A 24,644-nucleotide genomic window follows, 5' to 3' on the forward strand; every position below is an offset into this window, starting at 1 on the left:
AATGAGGGAGTTGTGTGCCACTGCTAGCTGGCCTAGCAGTGCGAGTGACCAGCGGTCTGGGAGTCGCTGAAAACACTGCTGGACAATCCAGCAGTGGCACCCATTGGACGCCAGCAGTGCCGGAAATTGCCTGTATTTAAGACAATATTACGTGACATTCGATGTGGTTAATACTTGGGTGGCATGCTCACCGTTTGGGGTGGGCATGGGCCAGCGATGTTTGAATGTCCAATCATGCCCACGTAAAACCGTGGGCATGCCACCCACGACGCTATATCGATGCAATTTCCCGTAGTGGCACCCGTTCACGCTGAGAAATGTGAAATTGGACGCGACGTCCCCTACGTTCCTTCGATGTCCGAAGGGTCACTCTGCAGAACTTCTTCGAGTGGTCGGACTTCTTTGCCGGCGAGGCGGTTGACGCTGTGCTCGACTTGCTTCCGGTAGGAGGGGTTGTTCTTGTAAAGATTGTTGATCCGCCGCCAAATCTTTTGGGCTTCGAGCAATCGATCTTCCAAAAACGCCGTCTCTGCTTCGCGGAGTTGTTGATTGACGAACTCGACCGACGTGAGCGGCGGATCGGTTTGCCGATCGGCGATTTGCCCGCGATGTTTCTCCGCCAGCAAGCGAAACGGACGGGCTTCTTCATTCCCTTGAACCGATTCGATCAACTGCGCGTACTTCGTATCCGCAAATGCCAAGTCGCCGAATTCCTCGAAATCCTGGGCTTCCATAAACTGAGCTTCCGCGACCGATTTCGGATCGATGCCGCGTTCCTTGCGACTCATGGATTGTCGCAGTGCTAAATCCATTTCAATGCGGTCTAGCCATTCGCGGACTTCCGGGTTGAACTGGCTGTTGGGAAACCGAGTTTGCAGGGGATCGATGAATTTTTCGCGGGCGGTTCGCCAATCATCGATGTTTTCCGACGCCATCAACGTCTTAGCTTCCTCATAAAGCTGTTGTTCGCTCATTGGCCAAACCGACCAAGCGACAAATCCAATGAGCCCCGCCAAACACGCAACGAGAAACCATGTCCGTTCCCAGATCGGACCGGCGTCTTTTTTCTTCTTCTTGCGTTTCTTGCGACCTTGCATTTCGACAGTTGGCGAACCCGGCGCGATGGAGGTACGACCGTCGCCGCCTTTGGTGGCCCCGGAAACCGCTGTTCGCTGGGCGACTCGTTGCCCGACATCGTCGAGTGCCACCTGCACTGCTAAGGCATCGAAGTAACGATCGTCGGGGTCTTTGGCCATCAATTTATCGATGAGTGCCTCCAACCAGAACGGGCAGTCAATCGCGAAACTTGTCAGCCGTTCGGGTTCCTCCTTGAGATGAGCCATCAACATGGCCGGCATCGTGTCGTGTTCGTAGGGCGTGCGGAGCGTGAGCATCTCGTACATCACGCAGCCCAAAGCGTACAAATCGGTTTTGCGGGAAATCGGTTTCTTCCCGGTGATTTGCTCGGGGGCCATATATGCATACGTACCCACTGTGCTTCCCGGTGCGGTGAGTGCCGTCGCATTGGTGTCTTGTGCGATCCCGAAATCACCGATTTTCAGTTGTCCCTTTTTGGTCAGAAACAAGTTCGCCGGTTTCAAATCCCGATGGATGATCCCCGCTTCGTGGGCGTATTCCAATCCTTTGCAAATCGCGCGTGTTAACTCGATCACCCGTTCCCAACCGAGTCGTCCGCGTTTCTCTAGCAAGTCTTCAACGCTGCCACCGTCAATGTATTCCATCGCGTAGAAGGTTTGGCCGTCGATCGTCCCGCCACCAAAATACCGCACGATGTGTTTGTGTCGAAGCTTCTTGAGGATCTCCATCTCACGAGTGAAACGCGCCCGTAACTTGGTATCGGACGACATTGTCGGCGTGAGCACCTTCAGCGCGACCCAGCGATTATCTTTGAGGTACTTCGCGAGATACACGACCCCCATACCGCCATCGCCGAGCTTTCGCTCGATTTCGAATGGGCCGATCCTGCGTTTGGCCGTGGCCATTCCGCTACTCCGAGACCTCAAAGCCGTGATGGGTGCCATGATCGTGACTGGAAACGGACCTGGTTGCACACGATTCCACCGGTCCGCCTGGAACTGTCCATTTTTCCGTAAGTGCCCGCGAGATGCAACTTGGAACAATTGCCGAGTTTTTGAAATCTTTTGAAACAAAAGTTCAATAGAAGCAGGTCCCATAAGGAAAGCGGCATCGCAAATTGCAATGGTTCACAAACCACGGTCGTGAGTTTTGCCTTGTGAAAATGGGTCAATGTTCGGCCAGATTCATTGATCCCGAGAAAACCAAAACCGCGGCACGGTTGGAAACATTTCACTTTCTTGTGCAGCAGGTTTTGTCTTGCAGGAGTCGGAAAACAATTTCGTTTTCGCGTCGCCTGCGGACACAGAAGACTGAAGTACGGTCCAGGAGACGATCAATGCCGAAACCTTCAAAACCCGTTCTATGGCGAACTCTGTTTCTCGTCGCGACCGTTTGCGGTGTGGGGTTGGCATGGCGAGCCAGCCAAGGTCACACGCCCGATCGGCAAGCGATTTCCCTTGGACAAGACTTGTTCACCCACGCCTGGAAAGTGAACGACGAACTCGCCGCCGAAGGTGACGGCTTGGGACCGGTCTACAATGCGGAATCCTGCGTAGCGTGTCATTTCCAAGGCGGAGTCGGTGGAGCCGGGCCGAATTCGAAGAACGTCCTTACGTTTCTCGTGGCCCCCATTGAACGTGGTCAGGGAGTCCACGAAGGCGTCGTCCATGCCTCGGCAGTTTCCGAAGACTGCCAGGAATCGACGGAACTAATCCGCGGCTTATTCCCCGCCACACCGGGCGGCGTCTCCAACGACGGTATGTGTAGAGTCCGAATTCCAAGCGTCGATCCGTTGACGTTCCAAACCATCAACACGCCGGCCCTCTTCGGCGTCGGGGAATTATCGAAGATTAGCGATCAGGCAATTACTTGGAATCGTTGGCAACGCAATCTCTCCCTGATGGGTCAGGAACTTCGAGGCAATTGGAACGCAATTCCCGCCGGAAAAGTCCGTTCCTTGGACGACGGTCGCATCGGCAAACTCGGTTGGAAGGGCCAATTCGCGGACTTGGAAGAGTTCGTCGCAGTCGCCTGTGCGGTCGAAATGGGATTGTCGAATCCGCTCAAGCAACAATTGCTCCCGCGTAGTGTTGTCTCGTCACGGGTGAATGTCACCGACGCCTCCGCCAAGTTGGACCTCAATCAAGAACAGTTCGACGGGCTCGTCGCATTTGTCGAATCGTTGCCGCGTCCCGAGCAAGTGCTGCCCGACAATCCCGAAGCCTGCAAAATTATCAAACAGGGCGAAGAGTCGTTCTATGACGTGGGTTGTGCGGAATGTCACACGCCGAACATTGGGGGAGTCGATGGGGTCTATAGCGACTTCTTGATCTACCGTCTGGAACCCGAAGAAAGCGATGGCAGTGGTAGTGGATACGGCCCACCAATTCCCGACGATTGGCCAGATGACATCCCGAAACCGGAAGAATGGCAAACGCCACCGCTATGGGGTGTTGCCGACTCCGCACCGTATTTCCACGACGGCAAATCGCCCACGCTGCAAGCTGCAATCGAACGCCACGACGGAGCCGCAAAACTCTCTCGCGAGAACTACCGGCAACTCAGCCCGGCAAAACGGACAGCGTTGTTGAAGTTCCTCGGAAGCCTGCGAGCTCCCCAAGTCCGCTGATTCCATTCGGAAAATTAGTGTGCCACGGATTTGTGAATTGTGCTGAGTAGCATTCACTAACTCGAAGCACGACTCACACAACCGTGGCACACGATTGGTTTGGTCTACTCGTCGATCGAATTCTTGCGGTCGGTTTCGTCGAACTCGACTGGGGCCGACATGATGCCGGCGGATCGTGCTTTGCGGAATTTGGACGTGTTCTTCGCCACGGCCTCGAAAGCCGCCTGCTGACCACGTGCACTCCCCGTGTACGCCAGCGAAGAGGCCGCCGCAATCCCCATCGCTCCCGCGGAGGCAATCGCATCTTGATCGGCCCCGAGGAACACGAACTGCCAACTGTATTTGTCTCGATGCTCGGCGATCAAATCGTTAATGCGACTCATGTCGAACTCTCGGCTCGAATTCTCTTGGCCATCTGTTTGAATCACAAACAAGACGTTCCCCGGCCGGTCCTCCTCTCGCATCGCAGCGAACTGGCGTCCGTTCTCCATAATCGTGCGACCAATCGCATCTAACAATGCGGTGCTGCCACGTGGTTCGTAAGTCCTCTGAGTGAGGGGCTCAAAATCGTGGATCGGAATCGAAGCACAATCGACCTGATACTGATCGTCGAACTGCACCAACGTGAGCAGACACTCCCCGTCTTCTTGTTGTTGGGAAGCGACATATCCATTGACGGCCTCGATCGTGGCATCGCGAATGATCCCCATCGAACCGGAACGGTCGAGTACAACTGTGATATGTGTTTTGTTGAGATTCATCAGCGTCACCTCGTCAAGTTCAAGTAAATGCTAGTCCTGATACTTCCGCTCGGGAATCTGGGACAACGCAAACCGCGTCCGTTTGGATCACCAATTATACTGTTCATAACCAAACGAAATTCCAATCAGACTCGCCAAAAGGCACTTGGCGAATTTGGGAAGCTTGTGTAAACTCATCGATACCCCATTGGGATTGGGATTGCATCGTCGGGAACGTCTACCAAGTCATCACTTTTCCGTGACAGTTCCGGACATCATCCCCCAGCACATCGAGAAGCGGATTTTCGAACCCTGTGCCCAATGATCGGACCGACATCATGGAGGAGCGGAACGATGACAATTCTGTCGAACCGTCGTATTGTGGTTTTAGGCGGAGGTGCGTCCGCCGAACGGGAAATCAGTTTGTCGAGCGGACGAGCGGTACTCACCGCATTGCGAATCTGCGGGCATCATGTCGTCTGGTTGGACCCGCATGAAACCAATCTCACCGAATTCGCGTGGGAACCTCGTGATGTGGCGTTCAACGCGTTGCATGGCGAGTTTGGCGAAGATGGAGAAGTGCAGCGGATTCTAGAGTCGCTGGGTATCCCACTCACCGGATGCGATTCCATTGCCGCTGAAGTCACTTTCAGCAAATCTGCCTGCAAAGAGCGACTTCGCCACGCCAATGTCCCCACACCGGAAAGTGTGGTGATTCATCAATCCGACGATGCAGAACGCATTGAATGGCTGGCTCGCAACCTCGGTTTTCCGATGGTCGTCAAGCCGGATCGACAAGGATCGAGCTTAGGCGTCTCGATCGTGCGGACCGCTGAAGAATTGCCGGCCGCTTTGGCGGAGTGTTTCCATTTTGGCGAGCATGGCCTTCTGGAAACGTTCGTCGACGGCACGGAATGGACGGTTGGAATCCTGCCAGGAAAAACGTTGCCACCGGTTCGCATCGAAACGCCTCGACCGTTCTACGATTACGAAGCGAAGTACGCCGACCACCACACTCGATACGAATTCGCCGAAGACTTGCCGCCGCGAGTGTTGCATTACCTCGAAAATGTGGCCCTGCGAGCCGCCGAGTCCGTGGGCATTTACGAACTTTGCCGCGTCGACTTGCGATTGGATCGTCACTTGGAACCGTGGGTCTTGGAAATCAATGCGGTCCCCGGCATGACCGATCACAGTTTGATTCCGAAAGCCGCACGGAAAATCGGTCTTTCGCTAGGCGAACTGTGCGAACAAACGCTTTCACGTGCTTTGGAACGAGTGCCGATCGCTCACCGCGTCGCGGCTTAATTATTTGCCAAATGGTGAAGATTGTTAAGATTCTGGACCGCCTGTGCCGATAATGAGGGTGGACAGGGACGTCCAGAAAATGCGGCGTTCTCCTTCCGAAAAGGATTTCCGGGGGAAACGCATCCTATGGATCAGTCAAAACAAACCAGCACCAACGAGCCGACTCCTCAACCGGATGTCGCCGAACAAGCACTGCTGGCTGCCAAGCACACGCCCGAATTCATTCTCTCTCATGAGGGTGAACTTCACGGGATCGATACGCCCGAGCACCGCGAATTGGTGCGACGGATTACCGCGTGCGTTCACGCCTGCGACGGCATCTCCACCGCAGAGTTGGAAGCCGGTATCATTGCGGACATGCGACGCGTCATCGCCGAAGTGCTGCCCGTGCTGCAAGCGCAGCAAGCCGCTCAAAAGAAAGCTGGCTAGACCGTACTCCGATCTGTCGGTCGCACAATGGACGCGTAAAAACTCGAGTTTTACGGACTTCCACACCACGTAAACCGCTACGAGAAAACGGACACGGCTCTAAACGAGACCAGACTCGAAGGTCTCAATCGTGCCGTCGTGTTTCCACGACGTTTGTAAGGCTTCGAAACATCTCAGCAGGGCGGTCATTGCCGCGAGTGTCTCCTGCGAAGCCGGTTCGCCGAGTGACTCTAGTGGATCTGGCACGACTGGTTTCCGCGGCGTGAGTTCGTAGATTTCGTCCTCAGATGTGCGGATGATCTCTGAACGCTTACAGAACCCGCGATGAGTTCCGCCGATTTGCCAACCGGTATCCTCAGAGATGACCGAACTGATGCTGCGGCGAATCTCGATAACAACGCCATTTGGTTCGCGAAGCAGCAACAAGTACCCCCCGCCTGACTCGCCGTCCATTCCTGGTAACGGAATTGCCTGCACGGTCATTCGGCGTAGAGAACTTTCGGCAGCGATCAACAAGTCCCAGGCCTGAGCCAAATCGTTGAAAGCGAACTCAACGAACGCATCAACCGGAGTATTGCGTTGTGGATCGACCGCACCGGCTGAAGAAATACTGCGGTGCAATGTCCGCAATGCCCCGAACTCTCCGTCAGAAACGGCAGCATTCGCGACCGCAAACTCGATATCGGTTTGATCGGGACGGTCAATCCCCAAGCGAGAATCACCACGATCGGCAACCGCTTGAAGCTGCTGAAATTCATCGCTTTTGAACGCTGATAGCTCCGCCAATACCACCGTGCGACCTGCTTGAGCGAGAAGCGTTTGCGTTGCTGCGAACGACGAGTCGCAAATGACGACGGTTTCCCAATCGAGTTGCACACAGTCGTCGACATTCTCGACGGTCTGGTCACAAAGATGACTGGCGGCATCCCGTAATTGCGAATTCGCTTCGCAAACCCCAACCACGAAAAAATCCGGGCGAGAATGTAACTGCTGAAGCAGATGCATTCCCGTCCGGTTTAATCCAACGATCGCAACTCGTCGTGGCGTCATTCGAGTTGGTTACGTCCTCTCAGGCTCAAACGCCGACGGCTTCCAACTCTTCCGAGTTCTCGAATTCGTCTTCGAACTCGGCGTCTTGGTCGACGAAACCACGCAAGTGGTCGGAACGAGTGTGGTGTTGTAGCTTTTTGAGAGCCTTGGATTCGATTTGCCGAATCCGTTCGCGAGTCACTTTGAAGATACGACCGGTTTCTTCCAGCGTGTAGCTGTAACCGTCGCCGAGACCGTAACGCAATCGGATGATCTCGCGTTCGCGGTAGGTCAGGCTGCGAAGCACATGCTCGATTTTGTCCCGCAGCATTTGATGCATCGCGGAATCGGCAGGGCTGCCTTCGCTGGAATCTTCCAGGAAGTCGCCAAAGCTGGAATCTTCACTTTCGCCGACCGGAGTATCCAAGCTGATTGGATGCTTCCAGGTCTTCATGATCCGTTCGGTTTCTTCGACGGTCAAACCGACGGCATCGGCGAGTTCTTCCATGTTCGGATCGCGACCGGTTTCTTGGCGAATCGCTTCCGCTTTGGCTTTGAGCGTCGAGATGCTTTGGAACATGTGGACCGGGATTCGAATGGTCCGAGCATGGTCAGCAACCGCTCGCGTGATGGCTTGGCGAATCCACCAAGTTGCGTAGGTGCTGAACTTGTAACCGCGGCGGTATTCGTACTTTTCGACGCCCCGCATCAGGCCGGCGTTGCCTTCCTGAATGAGGTCCAGGAACGACAAGCCTCGGTTGCGGTACTTCTTGGCGATCGAAACCACCAACCGCAAGTTACCGCCAGAGAGTTGTTGCTTGGCTTCGGTCCAAGCTTGGTAACGACGACCGACTTCCCGCATACGGGCTTGGAAATCGTCGGCGGATTCCAACGTCATCGTTTCGTAGTCATCGAGTTCGCGTTGCAGGATTTCTGCTTCCGCGGCACCACGACGGTGGGCTCGCAAACTCGCAATTTGTCGTTGGAGTTCACCGATTCGATCGGCGACTTGCTCCATTTTCTTTTTGATCGGCTGCATGCGTTGTGTACGAACGGAGAGTTCTTCACACAGCGTACACATCTTGCGACGACGAATGACCATTCGTTCGGCGGCAGCCGTCTTGTCTTCGTCACTGCTGTTCGCGGAGGTGACGATCGCGTAATCTTCTTCGTTGAGCTTCATCAGTTGCTTCAACGTTTTCAGATTGTGCGGCATCCGACCAAGAATCTGTTCCTTTTGAACGTTCTCGGTTTCACTGGTTCGCAGTGTTCGCTCGAATGGCAGTTCGCCACAAGCGACTTTGTCGAGGATGTCGATCGCTTGCTTGAGAGCGAAATCCGACTCCATGACTTTGCGACGGAAACGTTTCCGCGTGATTTCAATTTGTTTCGCCAGGAAGATTTCTCGTTCCCGAGAGAGCAACGGAATGTTGCCCATTTGGCTGAGATACATCCGGATCGGATCACGCGACGAAAGGGCCGCAGTCTCCGGTGGCAGCAGCGACTTCATTCGCCGAGCGTCGGCCGCCTCAGCGCGAGCCGCGTCGGCTTCGCTCACGGGCGGGGCGGGTGGAGTCGGTTCGGGTGCGTCGACCAATTCCAGTCCTGCTTCTTCACAGGCGAGGACCAATTGATCGACCAACGTCGGATCGCCCCCTTCGTCTGGGAGATACGCGTCGATCTCTTGGAATGTCAACTGACCGACCGCTTCTGCACGCTCGATTAATGCCTGCTGGCCGTCTTCACAATGCACTGGTTCATCCTCGAAAATAAGGACCCGGAACGATTCGCACGTCCCTGCACGAATAGGACTACGGAGATCGCCACCGCATGTCCAATGTTCGACTCTTGACTCAAAACATACCTTGAGATTCATCCCACGATGAATTCTCACCAAAAAAGCTCATGCAGGGCTGCCCCCTGCGGGCGTCATCAATGGTGATGACTCATTCGATTGTCACTCAAAGTCCGGTCCGAGAACCGGGCTCAAAACTGACGCCCCCCTTGAGGAAGGGATGTTCTGCAACCGCACCTGCAGACCAGTCCACCGATGAATACGGCTGGCAAGAGTACCCCAACCGGATGGCAAGAAACCCATTCGGTGGAACCTATCGAACTGGTTGGTTACGGCCTGAAAGCAGGTTCTCGATCGCTGCATCCCTTCAATCCTGGAGAACCAGCATCAACCTTGACCTGTGAACCGGCGTGCGAATCAATTCGCTGACCGAGACACACGCTCACGTCTTCAAAGTGAAAACGTGATTGGTAATGCTCGTCTGAGCGGAGAATGCTACCAGAACATTGCCCACTTCAAACCGAAAAATAGCCATCCCTAAAAAAAATCCAAAAATTCTTTGAAGTCGAAGCGTTACAAAACCGAAACCCAGCCATCACATCAATGAATTACCATAAACGCATAGCTAGCAGAATCCCGATAGGCATGGTGTAAGTTTTTTACCAGTATGCACTTGCAAACACATACCCGACACGAGCCTTCACGTGGTTATTCGAAATTATTCGGAGGCACCGGGGAATCAGTCAACCTCTCAATTGTGAGAAAACAGACGGTTTCGACGTGTTCAACAGTTAATTGAGGCCCAATTTTTGATGAACGCCTCGGCAGACCCTTGACCAATCCCGTATCAATTGTTCGTGCGTATTTCGGTAAACCGCCCTGGGAATTCACTCAGAAAAGCCCGGTTCGTTTCCGGGGGAGCCTAGGAATTTGGCTCTTGAAAACGGAAACTCGCAACTGACGATTCCCGCCGCTCAAAAGTCTCCATCTGGCCCGCCGTTAGGATTAATGTGAACTGGACACCCACGAATCGCCCCCATCCTATGACTTGGTCTGCGTCCGCCATCACATTGCTGACGGCCGCATTCTGGGGTGGAACCGCAGTCGCGGTGACTTTCTCGGTGGATCAAGTGCCGGCAATTATGGCTGCCGGGATTCGATTCCTTCTAGCTTCGATTTTTATGTTGATTTGGTGCCAAGCAAGAGGCGTCTCTCTGAAACTATCACGCCACGGTTGGAATGTTGCTTGGTGGATGGGTTTCTTGCTGTTCGTGCAAATCGGTTTGTTCCACTGGGGGATTCAACAAACGAGCGCCTCCCATGCCACGGTGCTGATCAATACATTTGTCTTCTGGATCGCCGGTATTGAACACTTTGTTTTGCGTTCGCAACGACTCGACTCCTCTCGACTCATGGGACTGGCGTGTGCAGCCATCGGGAGTTTGATCATCATCGTGGCCAGTTCGCCGGAATCTCAGGACGCTGCCCGTGACCCTGTCACATTGACTGGCGATCTGTTCCTGCTTGCCAGTTCGTTAGTCCTGGCTGTGAAAGTGATCTACACGAAACACGCGGTGATGAAAGCTGAACCGACCGCCGTCATGTTTTGGCATGACCTTATCGGTGCGGTGTTGTTTTTTGTTTGTAGCCCGCTCGTTGAGAATGTCCACCTGCCGAGTCTGTTAGAAGCCGCCGGCAACCCGGTCACTGTGGCTGCGTTATTCTATCAAGGTGTGGTCGTGGGCGGATTCTGTTTTGGTGTGCAAGCAGTGTTGCTGACCCGTTACACGGCTGCCCAAGTGGCGATCTATAGCGTCGCGACACCACTGTTCGGCATCTGCTTCGCGCACTTCTTCCGTGGTGATCCACTCTCACCGTGGCTGATCCTCTCCGGCGTCTCCGTCGCCACCGGCATTGCGATCATCAACCGCGCGGGGTGAGCTTTGCGAGTCACAAATGCACAACAGGCCAAAAGCGACTAACCGAAATGAGTACCAATACTTTCACGTTTGTCTTCGTCTATGGCACTTTGAAACGCGGGTTTTGTCGGGCAGGGGCGTTGGCCGATCAACGGTTCATTGGTGAAGCCTATACAGTGGCAAAATACCGGTTAGTGAACTGCGGTGAGTATCCCGGTTTGCTGCAAAACGAATCCGGCAACTCGATACAAGGCGAACTCTATGCGGTCGATGCCGACTGTTTGCAACGCCTGGATGAAATTGAAGCCGTCGACGAGGACTTGTACCGTCGCGAGCCGATCGAATTGCAAACTCCCTATCATCAAACCGCTGCTGTAGCGTACTTTTATCATCAAGACGCAAGCGGAATGCCGGATTGCGGAAGCCAGTGGATTTGAAACTCGATTGGCACCCGCTAGCACCACCTCAAACTAGCCGAACTCTTCGCCAATGACTGCAACAACTGCACCAACCGATCAACACTGGACTCGGCGACTGTTCGAGCCGGTCGACATCGGCATGCTCGTTTTCTTTCGCATGGCGTTCGGTGCGGTGATGGTGTGGGAGGCGACTCGCTATCTCAATTTCGGTTGGTACACGACGCAGTTTCAGGAATCAGATTTCTACTTCAAATACTTCGGTTTCTCTTGGGTGCATGCGTGGCCGGGTGAGGGCATGCGAATCCACTTCATTGTTTGGGGTATCCTGGCGGCCATGATCGGCCTGGGGTTGTGCTATCGGATCGCGACGATTCTATTTTTCTTCGTCTTCACCTATGTGTTTCTGCTCGATCAATCGACGTATTTGAACCATTTCTATCTCATTAGCTTGATCAGCTTCTTGATGATCTTTCTGCCCATGCACCGGGCGGGTTCTTTAGATGTGTTGCTGCGACCAAAATTGCGAACCACCCAAGTCCCTGCGTGGACACTCTGGCTTTTACGTTTTCAGATTGCAGTGCCCTACTTTTTTGGGGGGGTCGCTAAGCTCAACGGAGATTGGCTACGAGGCGAACCGATTCGGTATTGGCTTGCGGATTACTTCGGCAAACCCGTTTCAGAGCCAACGGTATATGGATTCGCCTGGGGGGGAATGCTATTCGATTTGCTCATTGTGCCAGCACTCCTTTGGAAACAAACCCGCATCCCCGCATTTGTCGCGGCTGTTGCATTTCATCTGACGAACAACACGATCTTCCACATCGGCATCTTCCCCTGGTTGATGATGGCCGCCTCGATCGTGTTCTTGCCATCGGAGTGGCTCGCAATTTCCGAGCCAACCGAAGATTCCAAGAGGGCAAAAAAAACCAAGATATCCAACTGGACGATTCCCTCACCCCGTCGACAACGATGGATTCTCGGATTGCTCGGCGTCTGGGTCGGTGTGCAGTGTTTGGTCCCGCTCCGTCACTGGCTTTACCCCGGCAATGTGAGTTGGACCGAAGAAGGACACCGGTTCGCATGGCATATGAAACTTCGCGATAAGTCGGCCGATTCGCTCGTCCTCAAAGTGCCAACTGAGTCAGGCTTGATGCTGCAATGGGAACTAGTACCGATCTGGGACGCCGAACTGCAACGACATGATTTTCAGCTGCGACTCTCTGCAACGAATGTGATCGGCGAACCCATCAAAGACCCGCCGCCTGTAGACCTGAACCTGAGCAGTCATCAATTACGATCGGCGGCTACCAAGCCGGATATGTTGCTGCAGTTGGCGGAGTACATCGCGAATCAAGTGCGGCTAGCGGGTGAGGAACCCATGGGCGTGTTTGCGGATTCCCAAGTCTCGCTTAACGGACGCATCCCGCAACCTTTGATCGACCCGAATCAAAACTTGCTACGCACGCCGCGAAACCTGTGGCACGCCGACTGGATTCGCCCGCTCTCGGTCCCGTTGCCAACGCCAAAGCGACGCTGAGAATTACGTTCGCAAACCAATCGCTTGCATGAGTCGATCGGTTTCTTGGTACGCCTCTGTGACCCACTCTTCAATACGCTCTGGGTCCGGTGAGTACTCCAACTCGATCGAAACACAACCATTGATGTCGAGTTGTTTAATCGCTTCCAAATAGGGCGGGAAGTCGACAACACCGCGACCGGGTGGCAAGTCGCCGTGGACTTGGCCATCGCAATCAGAAATGTGCACATGAATGGCTTGGCCGCGAAGTTTCTCCAACTCGCACGGTTCAACACCACTGAGCACCAAATGAGACACATCGATATTCGCTTGGCACGCCGGGTGGTTCACGTCATCAAGAAACCGTTTCATACTGTCGACATCATTCAACAACGATAGCGGAAACGGCTCCAATTCCAACGCGATTTTCAGATTGCGTTCAGCGGCGTAGTCAGCCAGTTCGCGGCAACATTCCACGCCAGCTTGCCATTGCTCGGACGGGGGAATGACTTCCCGGTTCCAAATGTACTCCCCCAACACAAGCAATACATTCTCGGCTTCATACTCGTATGCGAGATCAAGGTACGATTTCACGCGACTCAAGTGAAACCGTCGCACGCTGGGGTTGAAATCGATCAGTCCGACCGCAACGCAACAGATCGACACAATCGGCAACCCCACGCGATCACACTCGCGTTTAATCAGGCAACGTTCGCGAATATCGATGTCGAGCGGATCGGTGAAGATATCAATCGAGTCGAAGCCGAGTTCCTTCGTCTTCTGAATCCCCCACTTCGTATCCCGACCAGCTTGTGCCCAAGCCGAGTTGATCAATCCGAGTCGCATCGTTCCGAACCCTTGTCTATTCTCTCGCGTCTGGCGATTGGCATCAAAGTTGATGCGTGCAGATTAACCGGGCAATCCCTCGGAAACTAGGGGACATCCTCAGATCCGGTAGCGACATTTGTGCGTTTCGTGTATTCATCAAGGTCCCAGGGAATCACTAGCTGTTTTGGCTGCATCGGCAGACGAAAGTTGCTCCATGTCCACATCCGCCGAACAAGCATTCTTGCAAGCCGTTCTCGAAGATCCCGATAACGATCTGCCCCGGTTGGCGTATGCAGATTGGCTCGACGAACAAGGCGATCCGCGTGGCGAGTTGATTCGTGTGCAATGCGAACTCTTCCCGCTGACTGAAGAAGACGAACGATTCCGCCCGCTCTACAAACGCGAACAAACACTCCTCAAACGCTACAAAGACGAATGGCTCGGTCCGCTGAAAGAACTCACACAGCACCCGAAGTTCTATCGCGGATTCGTCGAGAACATCGTGCTGGGTTCGAATCAATTTCTCGAACGCCGAAAAGACATCTTCTCCCTCGCACCGATTCGCGTGCTGAACATCATGGCACTCGCCACCAAACATGTTTCGCCACTTCGATCGGCTCAGGAATGGAGTGGACTGCGCGAGCTTTCCCTAGACATCCGCAAGATGACTGACATCGGTTGGCGAAAGCTCATCACCGCGCCACAGCTAGCGTCGTTGCAAAAACTTCGGTTGAATTGGTGGGGAATGGAACCACATCACTTTGACATGTTGGCCGAGATGTCGGCGCGTCATATCCATGAAATCGAGTTCGCACATCGCGTCTGGCGGAACCAGTGGAATTGGGGAGTCGTGTTTCGTAGCGGCGTACTGTCTTCGCTCAAATCCTTTGTGATCCACGTGAACGATTTGGAGCATGATTTCATCAATGGTTTGCTATCGAATTCTCGGTTTCCAAATTTGCAAAGACTCGCATTGAACTCCTGGGGGTATTTCGAGCGTGTCAGTCGAAAACGGCTGCAATTACTTGGCAATCATTCCCGATTGCCGGAACTCCGATCACTCGCATTCTCGATCCCGGGCGTTGAGTCGAACCAATCGATCCCCAGATTGCTGTTTCCCAATCCGGCAATCATGCAAACCGAGCAACTTCAAGTTCAGGGGTGTTCGATCGATGACGATGGTGCCGACCGGATCGCGCAGTTCGCTTCACTCAAAACCCTGCGATTAGATAACTGCCAAGTTGGAGATTCCGGTGTTTCGATCTTTGCTGACTCGGAACGTATGCAAAACCTCAGAGTGCTAAGTTTAGTCCGTAACAATCTCACCGATGTTGCAGCCCAAGCGATTGCCAAATCGCCTTACTTAAACAATTTGCTAGTGCTCGATTTGTCCCAGAACGAAATCAGCAAGAACACACAAAAAGCCCTGCGGAAACATTTTGGGGTCGGCGTGTGTAAGTTTAGTCGGCCTTAGATTTTCGTTTCTTGCTTTCGAAATGGGTACCACTGGCTTTGCGAGGCGTTCACCCAATGACTGCTAGTGATGGTTTGCACTGGCATAGCCAGTGGCACCCCAAAACCAATGTCTTGACAGCGTCATCGATCATGTCACTTGGATTCCGACGTCCCGCGGTTGAGATACAGTTTCACGTTGTGTGTTGCGCGGCCGCCGGCGACGATGTCGATTTTGCCGTCACCGTTGAGGTCTTCGGCGACTAAGTCCTCCGTGGCAATGCCGCCATCGTCGATGACATGTTTAGTCCACGTTTCGCCGGTTTGATCTGGTGAGTCGTAGATGTAGATTCCGGGGCCTTTGATCTTACCTGTGGCAGGATCGCTGTGACCGAGAATGATTTCCGCAGAACGATCTCCATCTACATCAGCTGCCCACAACGCATGGCCACGACCAAGCGTGTCGTCGAGCACAATTCGTTTGGAGCTACCAAGCGAATACACAGCCAGTGTATTGCCATGCATTGGTTCGATCGCTGCCACTAATGAATAGCGACCTGGGATACGGTGGACATCATGCTGCATCCAGACCGATTTGACCTCGCCAGCACCGCGACTTTGTGGAATCTTGGTCGCCTCAAATCCGTTGACGATCTTATCAGGCTTGCCAACACGGAGCCCTCCCGAACCATCGTCCGGCTCATGCTTGCGGATGAAGTACACGCCTTCGGCACTTGCGGTGAGAGTGTGAGTCTGGTTGTCGGTTCGGTGATGCCAGTGGTTGTGCATTTTATCGAGCGAATCGTTAAGCACCGTTCGTGGCCAAGCGTCGGATTTGGGATCATCAGGGATGCTGAACGCGGTGAGATTCACACCGTTACCTTCGGTTTTGTTGAGCGGACTGACGACGAGTTGCTTCTGACCGTTGCCAAGCACGTCGGCCCAACGCATACGGTGCGTCCACGGGATTTCACCGATGAAATGCACGGACCACTTGTCGTCCGGGTTCTTGCCCCGCGTGATCCACTGAATCGTGCCGGTGTTTTTGCCGTGGAGCCAACCCGCACCGACCGCGAAATCGATTTGCCCATCGCCGTCGATATCATGCGGGGCGAAGCAGACGTTATCGGGTTGGGTTTGATTGTCGAGAATGACGTGTTTCGTCCACGTCGGAGCTTCGTACCAAATCACTTGAGTTTCGGTGAGGGCGACGATATCGGGTTTCTTGTCGGTGTTCACGTCGGCCACGGTAACGGCGTACACGACTTCGCCCGCATGTGGATCGATCGTCACGGCTTCGAACTCCGGAAAGCCATCCGCGTACGCCAGTTGACCGGATAGATTTCCGAGAACAATCGTCATAATCAGAAAACGCACCATCCCGAAACTCCCAGTGAATGAGAAGCAGTTGTGTGGATTGGTTGCATTGTGCCGACTCTGCGGATCAGGATCAACAAACGGTCTTCGTCCGTATGTCTACGTGACGACACGGTCGTGACGACTGTTGCGTCCGTCACGATCGCTAACATTTCGGATCGAACCAGCAAGACGGTGGTCGCATCGTTGAAGCGAAAACGCGATGTCCGCCGAATAACACGAAGGACACGCCAACCGACACCGGGCCGGTGACCATTGAAGTCGGTGAATCCACAAGTTCAAGGAGTGGTAGATTGATGCGGAAACGGATTCTCGTTGTCATGGTTCTTTCTCTCACGACGGCCAGCGTTTCGACCGTTGAAGCCGGTTTCTTCGGACGGCTTTGGGAGTTGGAGAAGAAAAAGAACGCCTGGATCATGCGGAACGTCTTCGGCGTGGGACGTCAGAAGAAGCAACCGGTTTACTACCATACGCCGCCCGCTCAAGAGCCGATGCAATATCGCGAACCGGAAGTGATTCCGCAGCCGATGTCCGAAGGGATGCCCTCCGTACCACCAGCGGTGACGGTGCCGGCAGCCCCACAGACAGTCACGGTACCTGCGGCTCCATCGCCGACGTATGAGCCATCCGAAGCAGCTCCGAACCGAGCCTTCACACGTCCTCAGAACACGGCCGCCATTCCGCCGGCACCCGCCGTTCGGTAATCGCACGACCGGCCCGATCTGACGGCATCGACAAGCAATAAAACGATAATCCGTTGGCAATTGCCAACGGATTATTTTCGTTGAAAGGGGCGTATGTCGATGTCAATCGCGGTGCTGTCGACGCAAGCCCGCGGCCGCCGGAAGAGTGAGTTCGAAGTGTGAACTCAGCGAACGTTCCCGACGGTTGATAGAAAGTTCCATCAGTGCCCCGTGCATTCCACTCAGGAAGGGATGGGAAAACCCGTGTGGCACGGATTGATCATCGAATCGACTTCGATTTGCCCAATGCGTGCTTACCCAGCCAGGAATTTGCGGATCGACGTTCCATTGGAATTGGCCGCTGAGTGGGTCGAGCAAACGTCCGTCGTGAAGCTGCTGGACCGACTTCTCGAGGCCCTCTGGCTCGATGTGGAATTGCTGCATTAATCGAAGCATATAACGTGCGGTATCGGCAGACATGCGACGAGTTTCGACGTATGCTCCGGCTTCGATCGAACGCCGGATTTTCGATTGTGATAAATCGCCGACGTAACATCGAAGTTGAGCCGGTCGCAACGCGGATTCGAGTTTCAATTGCGGCGTTGCCTGTTCCAGAACGTGTTTCTGATTCGAGACCGCCAACCAATCGTCATTCCAGACACGGAGCCAGCGTTTTTCGTGTAGTCCGTAGCCGTTGGCGTCTCGTGTGACTTTTCGTAGTTCATTGTCGGGAATGAAGAACCGCATCAGCCCCGCTTTGTGAGTCTGGCCAAAGTAACCGGGGATCTTCGATTCATCCGTTGGAGCATACTCGATTTCACCATTCGCGATGGTAAACGGCGGTTCAAAGTCGCTGAGACCGGCGAAGAGATGAAGATTATTGTCGGAGTCTTCCTTCACGCGTTCCAGAAATGGCGCAACAACATCGAGGAATAGCCAACTCTCAGTCGATGGCGAAATGCGAACTTGATCGGAATTCGGTAGAAACGCCGCCAAGAACGTGTATTGGCCCATCGCTAACGGGGTGACGTACAGATCGAACACGAGGCGAGTGGCATTCGGTTTGTCAGACGGTTGCTCGGTGATCGCAAGTGCGACGGGATCGACACGAGTCCAAAGTCGACGATAGAAGGCACGGAATTTTTCGTAACCTTCCACTTCGGATCGCGTCGCCTTCGATAGCTCGACATCAGGAATTGGCAGAAAATTGCCTCGGACACCACGTTCAGAATCGACGAGTTCGCCATCCTGAATTGTCGGCTGGCTATGATCGGAACGTGCGAGAATCGACGGCGGGAGAAGCTCTGCAGAAACCAGGTCTGCTACGGACTCCGCCGGGATGCCTTCTGCTTTGGCAGCAAGTTGAGCCAAGGCGACCAGCTCCAATTCGGCAGCTGCCTTCGCGCGACGAGTCATTTCGATCCGGTATTGGGGCGAAATAAAGTTCCGAAAGAAGGCGTCCGACAAATACACGAACACCGGGCCGATGCGTTCGTCGGGGAATTTCATGGCCCGCGTGTATTGGTATTCCTTGAGAGCCCCAAGTGAGCCCGCTGTTTTCGAGATCTCCGTGAATCGTCGCGCGATTGTTTTAGAGTTTGTCACCAGATGGTAATCGCCGACGACAACGTGAATCGATCGCACGCGATTATCCGGCGTGGATAGGAGCGTGCCATGAATCTCCCCAAACCGCAGCGGTGTGAGCTTTGCGTGTGGCTCCATCTTCAACGTGTGAGCTTGCTCCTTCTTCACCCATTCCCGAACGGCATTAGTGTTTTTCGCTTCGAAGACCACACCGATGGCGGCTCCTTCTCGGACGAAAAAGTCGGTGCCAATGACAGCCATTTGACTCAGGACTTTAGGTCCGAGTGCGATCGCGGCTGTCGATTCGCGGATACCAAGTTGACGTTCGAGTTTGGCGTCAATTCCAGATTCGATGGTGTAATCCGAAATTACCCCGTCAACACCTTGTGAGAACGTCTGTAGTTGGTCCAATGCTTGGCGTAACCAGCGGTATTCGGGCACGCCGGCACAGCGAATGTAGAAACATTCCTCGGGTACGTGATACGCTAACTCTTCCACATCACGGCTAACGAAATCACCAGGGATGTCGACCGCGGGTAGGGTCATTCCTTCGGGCAACGGACTATTGGCGATCTCGACCGTCGTCGATTCGCGTAGCAAGGTGTCTCGTTGCAACGCGGCTTTCACCGCCTGTGTGCCAATGATGAGTTCCGCAAACGAGGACCAATCGTTTCCAAAGACACCGGTGCTCTGAGACCACGAACTTCGACGATGGGCGTCTTCATTCGGCAGATCCAACCGACGCGACAACATCGCGGTCAGGTATGTGCCCAGCGTTTCAGGTTCTCGGTGCCATTTCTTTTGGCGGAGGAATTGCGATGGATAATGCTTCCACCACGTTTCGAGCAAATCGCGTCGGGCGTCGGTGTTCGCTTGCGGCGTGATCGTCAACTCACGCGACGGCTTCCCGGGCAACTGGAGTCGTAGGGGTTTGTCGCCTCGAAAGAGAAAGTACACGTCCAGCCGGTTGACGGTCGTTTTCTTGTCCCGCAACTCACGCTTGACCACAGGATAGAACACCCGTTGGTCTTGTTCGTGGAAAACGAACGGTCGGTCGGCGGGAATCTTCTCGTCCAGGTCAGCCCCGATCCGCCCCACACCGAACGGTTCCCCAGGGTACGCCCAAACATGCCATTCGGTCTCGGCTGCCGATGCCGACATCGACACCAACGCTAGACAGACCCCGCACACCCCACGCAATTGCAACCTACGAATCGCACGCATCGGGACACCTCCGGTGTGGAAAGACATTTTGACTCGGTCTTTCCCCAGTGTACCCGGATTCAGCCTTCCACGTTTCGGATTTTCAAGATTGTTTCTCATCCTTCCACGGAGAGTGTCGAGCCAAACGACGAGAAGCCGATTTCAGATCGGCAATCTTCTTGCACTCGCCACTCTCGGGACGCGAACCCATCCGTTACTTCACCATGAAGTTCAGCCGATAGGTGGCGACTTTCTGGCTGAGTTGATCTTCGACGGTCAACACGAGCACGTGCGGACCCAGCGAAATCTGCTGGGGGATCGAGAATTCATAGCTGTGGAAATAATCCTGTCGATAGTTGTGACAGAAGTCTTCCGTAGCGGGGAAGGCCATTTCCTCGACGACTTCACCAGACGGACCCACGCGGCTGATTTCAATCCGCGATTTCAACACCGTTTTGTATTGGCCCTCTGGGGTGACATCGCTTTTGAAGTTGCCGACCTCGGCGTACAACAACACCGGTTGACCGGGGCGGAATTCGTCCCGCTCGAATCGTTCGTAATTGCCGAAGCTGGAAATCTTGTGACAGAACGCCACGTTTCGGAGTTCCAAGCGGGCGTTCTCTTGCAATCGCCGCACGGCGGTTCGCAATTGAGCGACCGTTTGCGTGGCTCGGTAGTCGGAATCGGGCATGGCGTTGGTATCAAAGTAGTTCGCGGTCGCCCAGAACACTTGTTGCCAGAACTCACGATCGGACGGCGGAATGTCGGGAATCGCAGCGAGCGCCCGTTCTTCCTGCCCATCGATCAAGTACAAGAGTCGCAAGAAGACGTGCTGTTGGATGTAGCGGTTGCGGTCTTCCGGGGTAACTTGGTCCGCATATCGCATCGACTGCAAACCGGTTTCATAGCGAGCAATCACGCCCGATAGTTCGTCGGGATTTTGCACGCCATTCGGTCCCGGTGGCACACTGTTGCCGCGTGGCATCACACCCGGAATGGCCTGATCCGGATTGCGACTTGCCGTTTGTACGGGCGGTCTTTGAGCGAAGGGATCGCCCCCGGACTGCGAATAGTTTGGCACACGTGGAGATGGCGGATATTGGTCTCCCGCGAGTCGGCCGTCCTGCGGCGAGAAATCGCCATTCGGGTAATACGGTCTGACTGGGGGTTGGGACCCGACAACCGCTGGTTGCGGACGCGGACTTCCACTCGCGGTCGGACGCTGCGTAATGACATTCGCCGGCAACGGATCCGAGAACCCATCCGCAGTGATCTCCACCGGATTTCGTGACCGTCCGATGCGGTAGACGCCATCGTCGGTATTCGACTGACCGGGACTGTTCAACTCTTCGACGATGCGTGTCGACTGCGATCTTGGCACACGTCCCCACGGATCGACGGCCCCCAAACCGGGATCATTGGCGGGAGTTCGTCCGGGAACATGACTGTAGGGATCGGCAGTACCAGCTTGGCTGCGTTCAATTCCGGGAGCCGGTGGCACTTCGGCACCAGCTAACTGAACGGAAGAACGTGAACGATCAGCCGCGACGTCTCCCGCGAAGTGACTGTGCCCAGGACTAATCACCGGCATACCAGGTTCGGTAGTCGATTCGACTTGCCGAACCATCTTGCGAATCCGAAGAATCTGCCGAATCATCGGCGGTTCGAGCCCCTTCAGATCGTTTGCCAATTGCTCACGTTCGGCGGGGTTCGCTTCGGCGAGTTCGCGTTCGATTAACTCCCGCGTTTCGGCGTCGAGACCACTCCAAGCGGGATCGACAGACTTCGAAGTCTTCACCGGCGGTTTCGCAGCCGTATGTTTCGCGAGTTCCCGACGAAGCGGGTTATCCGATTCCGCAGCGTTCGCATCTGCGGGTTCGGCTTGCGACGAGCGATCGAACAGAGTGGCAACTTGCAACCCGACCGGCGCACCGCAGCCGCAGGTCATGGCACAAATCGACACCACAATCGGTGCCGCGGCGCATTGGGACCATCGGCTCATGAGGGCATCCTTGCTCGCGATGAGTGTATTGTCTGTGAGTGATCGAAACCCGCTGTTCCCGCAACGGATTTCCGGTATTTGAGAGATGAACGCGGGATCTAAACAATCTCTCGAAATGCCGCAAGCCCAAAACCGCGTCTTCTGTGATCAACCAATCGGTGTAATGTAATACCGCCCCGAAATCCCCTCGATATCGTGGAAGTAATAGAAACAGTCTGGGTCGGCCGCTTCGATGGCGTCGACGATCGCCGGTAGTTCCTCGTGAGTCAGAATGGCCCGCACAATCGAAAACGATTCTCCACTGCGTCCCCCCGTGCCAGGATGAACGGTATACGTGCGATGCTCTGACGTTTGCGAGATTGCGCCACCGACCGCGTCTTTCTGCCGGGTAATCACGACCAGCATCGTGATTTTGAACTTCCGATAGAAATTGTTCAGCGTCTCCGCCGACGCAAAAATGTAGACACACGTGTACATCAAGGTGTTCACAACAGACTCAAATTGGCCGGTTTTGGCTAAATCCAGCGACATACCAAACGCAGTCGACGCCGCCCCCGCGAACACCGCGATCGAGCCGACCGGCTTCAAGTATTTGACGGCGAAATACGCAGCGAGAATGTCTTCATCGCCAGTTGATCCGCGATATTGAAATGCCAACGACTTCGCCACACCTGCCAGAATCCCACCGAAGAGCACCAAAATGATGCGTTCGTTCTGCGGTTCCGGTTGTGCAAACCGGAGCTCGGGTAACACCATGAGACAGATAACGACCGTCGTAACAACCACCAGCGATCGCACCGCGAACACTTTGCTGACTTTCGCAAACGCAAACGTCAGCAATATGGCTTGAAACACCACATACAGCCCGACGAAAACGGTATGGCTTTCGAAGTAATACGACAAAGCCGTCGCGATGCCCTCGGTCCCTGTGAGAATTACCTTCGACGGCAATACAAAATAGTGCAATGCAATCGCGTACAGCAGCCCCGCGAGTACAATGACACAGTAATCCATCCATGCACGATGCACGCGAAATCCTTCGTTCAAAAGAAGCAGTCCCGGTTTCGATCTTCCACCGCGAACAGTTTAAGAACCGTTTCGAACTTGTCGAATGCTCCTACGACAAATTCGCAAGATGCAGCGAGAATCCAGCAGCTGGTTCAGAACGATTGTTCCCACTTCCGCAGTTCAGTTTGCAGGTCCCGTACGACATCTGGTTTATCGTCGGCCAGGTTCTGCATCTCACTCGGATCGGATTCGAGATTGAAAAGTTGCCAAGCGTTCTTGGGGTTTTCGCGGACGATCTTCCACGGACCTTTTCGCACTGCAGCGTGGTTTCGGTAACGGAAGTACAACGATTCGTGCGGCGAATTCGCGTTGTCCGTGAGCACTGGCAGAATATCTTTGCCGTCATAGACGACATCCCGGGGAAGCTTCGCAGCGGTGAGTGTCGCAAACGTCGTCAGCAAATCCGGCGACCAACACGGTTCGGAAATCGTCACGCCTTCCGAAATCTTTCCCGGCCACCGAGCCATCGCCACAACCCGCAGACCGCCTTCCCAACACGTGACCCCACCACTTCGCAGTGGAAAGTTCGAGCCGACATCCAAACCGTCCCGTCCGAGTCGGAAAGCCCCATTGTCAGAGTAAAAGAAGACGAACGTATCGTCTGCGATCTGCAGATCGTCCAAAGACTTCAGCACCCGACCAACCGCCGCATCCAACGCGGTCACGACCGCCCGATACCGCTTAACGGGTTCGGTTTCCTCAGGGGACAGGCCATAGGTTTCGAATGCCCATTTCGGAGCTTGCCATTCGTTTGGTTCGCCGGGGGCTTTGTTTCTTGCATTGGGAAAGTGCGGGGCATTGAAGGGCAAATAACAAAACCATGGGTTCGCCTTCGACGACTGGCGACGAATGAAATCAATAGCCGAATCTGCGAACAAATCCGTCGAGTACACGCCTTCGCGATGGAGTTCCCGCGTGCCCTCGTACAAATCGTGTTTGCCGTTGTAGTTGTGCGTGTAGTAATCCATGTTGCCGGACGCATGGCCGATGAACTCATCAAATCCACGCTCCGTCGGCCGTGACCCTTCGGCGAAACCGATGTTCCACTTCCCGAAGCACGCGGTCGCATACGCTGGTTTCGTGGTCTTTAAGATTTCGGGCATGAGGACTTCGCGTTGACTAAGACCCTCACCGTAATTGCCTTCGAGTCCTGGCAACTGAAAATCCAACCCGTGTCGCTGGGGAATGCGTCCCGTCATCAGGCACGCTCGCGAAACCGTGCATGTGGGTGAGGCCGTGTAGAAGCTCGTGAACTTCGCTCCCGACTTCGCCAACCGATCCAAGTGCGGTGCCTGAATCCGTGAGTCCGGGTTGTAACACGGCAAATCCCCGTAGCCCAAATTGTCGGCCGTGATCAGCAAAATGTTCGGTAATCTGGCTGAAGATTCGTCGGCACCAAAAGCGGCGTCAGACAGTGAAATTCCCAAACCGATCGCAACCAGCGCCAACGGAAGATAGAAAAGACGTTCCACACGAAAACCCTTTTGTCGAGATTCAACCAGCGCAGAGATCGGCTTCACTGTACCGGCGATTGCGTCCCCGAAATACCCTCGCCGGTGGTGTTT

The 24,644-nt window shown here is 54.4% G+C and carries 18 protein-coding genes; 8 read left to right on the forward strand and 10 right to left on the reverse strand.

The genetic code is table 11. The features are described from left to right. Window positions 1–341 precede the first annotated feature (341 nt). On the reverse strand, window positions 342–2,003 hold the full coding sequence (locus AC5DDB_RS13230; RefSeq protein ID WP_491740199.1) for a serine/threonine protein kinase: 1,662 nt from the start codon (window positions 2,001–2,003) through the stop codon (window positions 342–344). Window positions 2,004–2,434: 431 nt separating this feature from the next. Here AC5DDB_RS13230 and AC5DDB_RS13235 point away from each other — a divergent pair, with 431 nt between their 5' ends. Continuing rightward, window positions 2,435–3,727 (forward strand): di-heme oxidoredictase family protein, encoded by a 1,293-nt coding sequence (locus AC5DDB_RS13235; protein ID WP_491740200.1) that lies wholly within the window; start codon window positions 2,435–2,437, stop codon window positions 3,725–3,727. A gap of 104 nt (window positions 3,728–3,831) precedes the next feature. Here the strand turns inward: AC5DDB_RS13235 and AC5DDB_RS13240 are convergent, their stop codons facing one another. After that, window positions 3,832–4,488, reverse strand: coding sequence for a VWA domain-containing protein (locus tag AC5DDB_RS13240; protein ID WP_491740201.1), 657 nt, complete (start codon window positions 4,486–4,488; stop codon window positions 3,832–3,834). Between the two features lie 333 nt (window positions 4,489–4,821). On the opposite strand from AC5DDB_RS13240, the gene AC5DDB_RS13245 reads away from it, so the two are divergent. Together AC5DDB_RS13245 and AC5DDB_RS13250 are read left to right on the forward strand one after the other, a co-directional pair. Then, window positions 4,822–5,775, forward strand: coding sequence for a D-alanine--D-alanine ligase family protein (locus AC5DDB_RS13245; protein WP_491740202.1), 954 nt, complete (start codon window positions 4,822–4,824; stop codon window positions 5,773–5,775). A gap of 126 nt (window positions 5,776–5,901) precedes the next feature. Further along, the gene (locus AC5DDB_RS13250; protein WP_491740203.1) at window positions 5,902–6,204 is read left to right on the forward strand and encodes a hypothetical protein; all 303 of its coding nucleotides are present in this window, start codon (window positions 5,902–5,904) and stop codon (window positions 6,202–6,204) included. Window positions 6,205–6,303: 99 nt separating this feature from the next. Here the strand turns inward: AC5DDB_RS13250 and AC5DDB_RS13255 are convergent, their stop codons facing one another. Then, window positions 6,304–7,254: a Gfo/Idh/MocA family oxidoreductase gene (locus AC5DDB_RS13255; RefSeq protein ID WP_491740204.1), complete on the reverse strand. Its 951-nt coding sequence runs from the start codon at window positions 7,252–7,254 to the stop codon at window positions 6,304–6,306. A 25-nt stretch (window positions 7,255–7,279) separates the two neighbouring features. Then, window positions 7,280–8,986 (reverse strand): sigma-70 family RNA polymerase sigma factor, encoded by a 1,707-nt coding sequence (locus AC5DDB_RS13260; protein ID WP_491740205.1) that lies wholly within the window; start codon window positions 8,984–8,986, stop codon window positions 7,280–7,282. Between the two features lie 1,052 nt (window positions 8,987–10,038). On the opposite strand from AC5DDB_RS13260, the gene AC5DDB_RS13265 reads away from it, so the two are divergent. Genes AC5DDB_RS13265 through AC5DDB_RS13275 form a run of 3 tightly spaced genes read left to right on the forward strand, consistent with a single transcriptional unit; the run spans window position 10,039 to window position 12,903 of the window. Further along, window positions 10,039–10,968 (forward strand): DMT family transporter, encoded by a 930-nt coding sequence (locus AC5DDB_RS13265; RefSeq protein ID WP_491740206.1) that lies wholly within the window; start codon window positions 10,039–10,041, stop codon window positions 10,966–10,968. Between the two features lie 47 nt (window positions 10,969–11,015). Continuing rightward, a complete protein-coding gene (locus AC5DDB_RS13270; RefSeq protein WP_491740207.1) occupies window positions 11,016–11,384 on the forward strand; it encodes a gamma-glutamylcyclotransferase family protein in 369 nt (122 codons plus the stop codon). Window positions 11,385–11,436: 52 nt separating this feature from the next. Next, entirely contained in the window at window positions 11,437–12,903 is a 1,467-nt protein-coding gene (locus tag AC5DDB_RS13275) for an HTTM domain-containing protein (RefSeq protein WP_491740208.1), read from the forward strand. A 3-nt stretch (window positions 12,904–12,906) separates the two neighbouring features. Here the strand turns inward: AC5DDB_RS13275 and AC5DDB_RS13280 are convergent, their stop codons facing one another. Continuing rightward, window positions 12,907–13,728, reverse strand: a complete 822-nt coding sequence (locus tag AC5DDB_RS13280) for a sugar phosphate isomerase/epimerase family protein (protein ID WP_491740209.1) — start codon at window positions 13,726–13,728, stop codon at window positions 12,907–12,909. Window positions 13,729–13,924: 196 nt separating this feature from the next. On the opposite strand from AC5DDB_RS13280, the gene AC5DDB_RS13285 reads away from it, so the two are divergent. Then, window positions 13,925–15,184 carry a TIGR02996 domain-containing protein gene (locus AC5DDB_RS13285; protein WP_491740210.1) on the forward strand — a complete coding sequence of 420 codons (1,260 nt, stop codon included), beginning with the start codon at window positions 13,925–13,927 and terminating at the stop codon, window positions 15,182–15,184. A 134-nt stretch (window positions 15,185–15,318) separates the two neighbouring features. On the opposite strand, the gene AC5DDB_RS13290 is transcribed toward AC5DDB_RS13285, so the two are convergent. Further along, window positions 15,319–16,542, reverse strand: a complete 1,224-nt coding sequence (locus AC5DDB_RS13290; protein ID WP_491740211.1) for an FG-GAP repeat domain-containing protein — start codon at window positions 16,540–16,542, stop codon at window positions 15,319–15,321. Between the two features lie 293 nt (window positions 16,543–16,835). On the opposite strand from AC5DDB_RS13290, the gene AC5DDB_RS13295 reads away from it, so the two are divergent. Further along, complete coding sequence (locus AC5DDB_RS13295; protein ID WP_491740212.1) at window positions 16,836–17,243, forward strand: hypothetical protein; 408 nt, start codon at window positions 16,836–16,838, stop codon at window positions 17,241–17,243. 102 nt (window positions 17,244–17,345) lie between these two features. Here AC5DDB_RS13295 and AC5DDB_RS13300 read toward each other — a convergent pair whose 3' ends face one another. The 4 genes from AC5DDB_RS13300 to AC5DDB_RS13315 all read right to left on the reverse strand — a co-directional run bounded on the left by AC5DDB_RS13300 (window position 17,346) and on the right by AC5DDB_RS13315 (window position 24,551). Next, window positions 17,346–20,030 carry a hypothetical protein gene (locus tag AC5DDB_RS13300; RefSeq protein ID WP_491740213.1) on the reverse strand — a complete coding sequence of 895 codons (2,685 nt, stop codon included), beginning with the start codon at window positions 20,028–20,030 and terminating at the stop codon, window positions 17,346–17,348. A 193-nt stretch (window positions 20,031–20,223) separates the two neighbouring features. Next, window positions 20,224–22,011, reverse strand: coding sequence for a hypothetical protein (locus tag AC5DDB_RS13305; protein WP_491740214.1), 1,788 nt, complete (start codon window positions 22,009–22,011; stop codon window positions 20,224–20,226). Window positions 22,012–22,158: 147 nt separating this feature from the next. Then, a complete protein-coding gene (locus AC5DDB_RS13310) occupies window positions 22,159–23,040 on the reverse strand; it encodes a YitT family protein (RefSeq protein ID WP_491740215.1) in 882 nt (293 codons plus the stop codon). A 131-nt stretch (window positions 23,041–23,171) separates the two neighbouring features. Then, the gene (locus tag AC5DDB_RS13315; protein WP_491740216.1) at window positions 23,172–24,551 is read right to left on the reverse strand and encodes a sulfatase-like hydrolase/transferase; all 1,380 of its coding nucleotides are present in this window, start codon (window positions 24,549–24,551) and stop codon (window positions 23,172–23,174) included. Between the last annotated feature and the right edge of the window lie 93 nt (window positions 24,552–24,644).

The sequence above is a fragment of the Thalassoroseus sp. genome, assembly GCF_984380535.1.